Genomic DNA, 2754 nt, shown 5'->3' on the forward strand with positions numbered 1-2754 from the left:
GCAGCGGAGCGGCGATCACCGGCAGGCTCAGGTTCATGGCCGCCGGGGCGGCGTCGACGGGAAGGAGGTATGCGAAGGAGACGGCGAGCGGGAGGGTGGCGAGGTCGGCGGCGGGCAGCCAGCCGTCGCCGCGCCGGGGTGGGGCGCAGCGCACCGTCAGGACGGGGGTGAGGCCGGACAGCCGGTGGTACGAGGGGGCGCCCGGGGCCGCGGCTGTGGGCGCGGGGACGGGAGTGCGCGCCCCGGTGGTGCGGGGGGCGTGCGGCCGGGGGCCGGGCCGGGTGCTGCTCGCGCTCATGGGCGGCCCCATCGGGTCGACCGGGGCGCCCATGGTCCGCCCGGCGGTGCCCGGCGGTGGTGGTGTGCCGGGCGCGGCCGGGCCGGGGCATGGCGGTGCCCGGGGAACGGCAAGGCTGACCTGGCCGGGGTACTGCTCCCCCCGGCCAGGTTAGCCTCACCTTAGCTGATCGACCCCCGGGTCTCGCTCGTGATGCGCCCGTCCGGGGGAGGCCCCGGCGCGCGTGCGGCGCCCAGCTGGCGCGCGAGCCAGACCGGCACCCCGCCCAGGGCGGCCACCAGCCGGGCCGCCTCGGCCCGCAGCCGCGCGGCCTCGGCCGGCTCGGACACCTCGGCGAGCGCCGCGAGCGCCGGTGCCACCCCCACCGTGAAGCCGAGTTGCTCGCGCAGCCGCAGCGAGGCGTCGAAGCCCTCCCGGGCGTTGCCGCGGTCCCCGCGCGACAGCGCCAGCGCGGCCAGGTGCCGCCAGGTGTACGAGCGCAGCAGCTCGTCCCCGCGCTCGCCGGCGCCCTCGTGCGCCCGGCGGTAGGCGATCCAGGCGGCACTGCGGTCGCGCAGCAGGTTCTCGGCGACCAGCCCGCGCCGGAAGTCCAGCAGCGGGCGGCCCGGGGCGTCCGGCGGCAGCAGGGCCGAGGTGCGGCCGAGCGCGGCCTGAGCCTCGTCCAGCCGGTCCCGCGGGCCGAGCACGCTCGCCACGTACGCGAGGAAGCCGCGGGCGCAGGCGGCGGCCGCGCGCTGCTCGGTGCCGGCGGCCAGTGCCTCCGCCAGGCGCAGTGCCTGCTCCGCCTGGGTCCAGTACGCGGCCGTGAACAGGCACTGCTCGATGAGGAGTTCGGCCCGCGCCAGGGCCGTGTCCGGGTCGTGTTCGGCGACCGGTCGCAGCAGTTCGGCCGCCTCCTGCCAGCACCCCCGGGACCTCAGCCGCCACACGGTGTCACCCGGTTCCTCCGCCGGCGCCCGCCCCCGCCCGCCCGGGTTGCTCGGGTCCCATCCGTGCTCCGACAACGCCACCTCCTTGTGTGCGCCATCCGGCAAGGGCGCGGACCTGCCCCTGAGGCCCTGTCGCCACGACCCGTACGCATGACGACGACAGGGCGAAAGGCCCGCGCTGTGGCCGCAATTCAACACGGGGGTGAGCTTGTGCACCAGATCACGAGCGAAGGTTGTTGCTTTTGCCGGAGAAATGATCTAGAGGAGGCGGGGCGGGACGGCCGGGCGGGTCAGGAGGTCCAGCCGGTCTCCATCAGGGCCTCGGCGGCACCGTTCGCGGGCTGCGGAACACCCGCCAGGTCCAGGCTGAACAGGGCGACCAGCAACTGTTCGCCGCGCACGGTGGCCTGGTGCGAATAACCCGCGAGGGTGAACATCGCGGCGGCCATCTCCTCGGCGTGCAGGGTCTGCAGCCAGAGGCACTCGACCGACTTCACGTCGGCCGGCTCGGTCCAGGTGTCCACCTGGGCGACCATCCGGCCGCCCAACAGGGTGACCCCGTCGCGCTCCTGGGCCTCGGTCAGCTCCAGGTCGTCGAAGCCCAGCCACTCCAGGTAGCGGGCGGCGGTGAACACCGCGTCCTGCGAGGTGCGCACCGGGTGCGGGCGGAACGGCGCGCGGTGGCGGAACGGGCGGGGCCGGCCGGCCGCCGGCGGGGCGGGCGGGACCGGGGCGGGCGCGTTCACCGGGTGGGCCGGGTGAGCCGGGTACGGGCGGGCGGGCTGCGGGCCGGGGGCGGCGAGCGGGGCGGCGGTGCCGCCGCCCAGCCGGGTGGCGCGGTCCACCGGCAGCCGGACGGTGGCGCCGCAGTTGCAGGTGAACTCGGGCTGCGGCCACTGGTCGGAGCGGCCGCAGTGCGGGCAGCGCATGCTCAGCCAGGAGTCCTCCCAGGAGCGGAACCGCACCTGTACCGGCACCCCGCCGCGCAGCAGCGGCACCTTGAGGGAGGCGCCGCACGGGCAGGGCAGGGAGGGCGGTTCGTAGAGGTGCTCGCGGCGGCAGGCGGGGCAGCGGATGGCCCGGGCGCCACCGCCCGGCCCCGGTCGTGTGGGGTCGTGTCCGGTGAAGTCGTCGGGCAGTCCTGCCATCGCGGGCTCCGTCCGTCGGTGTCGGGTGGTGGGACGTATCCCATGCTCCCCGAAATGTCCGGCGCCGGACGCGGAATGGGGCAATCCTCAGGGACGGATCAGGGAGTCCTGCCCACCCGGGTAGGGGCGGAATCCCCCTGGAGGGGGATGCCCGCCCGGCCTGGCCGGGGCGTTCACCCGGCGGACCAGCGGGCCAGGTCGGCGGGGGTGTCGAGGTCGTCCGGGTCGGCGACGTCGGCGCACTCGACCAGGACGAGCTCCGCCGCGCGCGCCGTCAGCAGGGCGCGGGCGCCGAACGGCGAGTTGAAGGAGAACGAGCGCGGCTCCAGCTCCTCGAACGACACGTCGTCGTACGGGCAGTAGAGGTGCTCGGAGTACA

General features: G+C 76.3%; 3 protein-coding genes and 1 pseudogene. All 4 read right to left on the reverse strand.

Annotated features, from left to right (window positions below):
- Window positions 1–298 (reverse strand): annotated as a pseudogene (locus AB0E96_RS40250) (hypothetical protein); the annotation flags it as partial.
- Window positions 299–459: 161 nt separating this feature from the next.
- Window positions 460–1227 (reverse strand): hypothetical protein, encoded by a 768-nt coding sequence (locus AB0E96_RS40255; protein ID WP_359831694.1) that lies wholly within the window; start codon window positions 1225–1227, stop codon window positions 460–462.
- Between the two features lie 290 nt (window positions 1228–1517).
- Window positions 1518–2375 carry a hypothetical protein gene (locus AB0E96_RS40260; protein WP_359831692.1) on the reverse strand — a complete coding sequence of 286 codons (858 nt, stop codon included), beginning with the start codon at window positions 2373–2375 and terminating at the stop codon, window positions 1518–1520.
- Between the two features lie 173 nt (window positions 2376–2548).
- Window positions 2549–2754 (reverse strand): hypothetical protein (locus AB0E96_RS40265; protein ID WP_359831696.1); only part of this gene is annotated, 206 nt, incomplete at its 5' end.

The organism is Kitasatospora sp. NPDC036755, from assembly GCF_040636595.1.
In the GTDB taxonomy this organism is placed as follows: Bacteria; Actinomycetota; Actinomycetes; order Streptomycetales; family Streptomycetaceae; genus Kitasatospora.

Excerpts from the sequence above, each read along its gene's own strand:
- AB0E96_RS40260 (WP_359831692.1), bottom strand. The coding sequence starts at position 2,375 with ATGGCAGGACTGCCCGACGACTTCACCGGACACGACCCCACACGACCG.